The organism is Dapis purpurea BLCC-M126, from assembly GCF_050015975.1.
GTDB lineage: Bacteria > Cyanobacteriota > Cyanobacteriia > Cyanobacteriales > Microcoleaceae > Trichodesmium.
In genome coordinates this window covers 1-2026 of record NZ_JBNHER010000128.1, presented here as the reverse complement: position 1 = coordinate 2026, position 2026 = coordinate 1, and the positions used below count along the sequence as shown (strand labels likewise).

2 protein-coding genes are annotated in these 2026 nt (G+C 34.5%); one reads left to right on the top strand and one right to left on the bottom strand.

Going from position 1 to position 2026, the window contains the following annotated elements; translation table 11 throughout:
* Positions 1-354: 354 nt before the first annotated feature.
* On the bottom strand, positions 355-942 hold the full coding sequence (locus ACP6PL_RS11500) for a phycobiliprotein lyase (RefSeq protein ID WP_426545395.1): 588 nt from the start codon (positions 940-942) through the stop codon (positions 355-357).
* A 177-nt stretch (positions 943-1119) separates the two neighbouring features.
* Between ACP6PL_RS11500 and ACP6PL_RS11495 the strand changes: the two genes are divergently transcribed.
* Positions 1120-1956, top strand: coding sequence for a pentapeptide repeat-containing protein (locus ACP6PL_RS11495; protein ID WP_426545394.1), 837 nt, complete (start codon positions 1120-1122; stop codon positions 1954-1956).
* Positions 1957-2026 lie beyond the last annotated feature (70 nt).

Here is a 2026-nt window from a genome sequence, read left to right as displayed (position 1 = left end):
AGCCCTACTACAAACAAAAACTTTTTTATCACTGATTATCCGGACATGATATTAGAGGTGTACTCTCCCTACCCGATACAGAATCAATAACCAATTTGAAAAAAGAATGCTACAAAGGTGAAAGATAGAATTTTCTTTCTAGAAGTATTAGCAATTAAGGAATTGCTCCATAAAATTCTATCCTCCTAACCTATCTCAATAATTATTTTCCTGTATGTTTTCTTGCTTCTTCTTTCCTAACCTAAAAATTAAGGTATAAACCCTCTTTATTAATAGAGAAAAAAATAATTTTTTTTTAGACAATCCTCTTCTTCTAAATAAGAGGTAATTATTAATAATTAATTGTTAAATTAATTAACCATTACTTCTAGCAAGATTTTTTTGAACCATTTCTTCTAATTGTTTGCGAGTTAAACAACGACGTTCAGAAGAATAAGCCATCAAATTAACACCATTCATCATCCGCACTGTACTAACTCGTACCCGAAAATCATCTGTCAGAAACCAACAACGTTCTTGCCCTTGATTTCTTTCATATTCTGTGTCAATTGTCAAAACTCCATCAGTGGCAAAATGATATCTACCCACTACAGGAATACCTTCAACGTAACCACGATTACGCAAAAATTTTCCAGTTCTACCTGTTTCAGAATTAGGAATATCAACTAAAATAGCAGCATAATTTGGATTAGGTTCATCATTATCTAAATTATCTTGCCAATTAAAACTTGCACCACCTGTTGCTAAAGCTGGATTGACATTTTGCTGTTCACAAACTTCAATGATTTTCGGGTTATCTTTTGTTAAAACTTTGACAATAAAATTAGATTTTCCTGACTCATCTTCAGCAGAATCAAAATGATGAACAGTACGTTGAGAAAACCATGTTCCCTCACTTTTGATAAAAAAATCCATCATTGTCATTGGTGGTTTTAATTTCATTTTTTTACATCTAAAGTTTTGTTAATATCCACCAGATTTTTAGTTAAGAAAAATCAACAAAAATCTAGTTTAGAGCGTTCAAATTATAGGATAAATCAAATGGAGACTTTTGAATAGATATATTAACGAACCTCCATAATGCAATCCACTGTAAATAGCAAGCCATCCTTAAACAAAATGCAGTTTCAATCAGCTACAGAAATTATTCAAGCTTATCAGCAAAATAAAAATCTTATCGGTAGTAATTTACAAGGTATAGATATTAGTGAAATTGAACTATATCAAATTAACCTGAGTCAAGGAAATTTACAACAAGCCAAATTCAATCATACTATTCTTATCGGAGCAAACTTGAGTGAAACTGACTTAAGTGGAGCAAATCTCAAAGGTGCTGATTTACGGGGAGCTAACCTTCAGGGTGCGAACTTGAGTGGAGCAGATTTAACTAATACTTATTTGAATCGAGCTGAACTACAAAATGCTAATTTTACGAATGCTAACTTGGATGGTGCTAAACTACAGGTAGCATACTATGATGGGGGTACTGTTTGGCCTGAAGGATTTGCTTACAAAAAATCAGGAGCAGTTGGACCTGGAGCTAATTTAAGTGGAGCTTTCTTAAATACAGCTTACCTCAGAGGTGCTGACTTACGCGGTGCGAATTTGCGAGGTTCTTATCTGAGTGGTACAGACTTAACAGGTGCGAATTTGCAAGGTGCAGCTTTGAGTGGGGCAAATATGAAGGGAGCTTTTTTGATAGGTGCGAATTTGCGTGATGCTCGACTTAATGCCGTGGAGTTGGATGGAGCAGATTTGCGAGCTGCCGATCTAACAGGGGCGAGTTTAGATAATATTATTAGTATTGCTGGAGTTGATTTTACTCTAGTGCAAGGATTGAGTGATGATGCCAGAGCTATGTTATGTGAATATCCAGGCAAAGATTTGGGTACTTGGAATTCTTTTACTCGCACTAATACAGAGAATAGTTTGTTATCCCACTTGACTGATTTTTGAGTTAGTAGGGGTTTGGTTACCCAATTATTAATAATTAATAATTAAATAATTCTGGTTTAAAGCCTCCCCT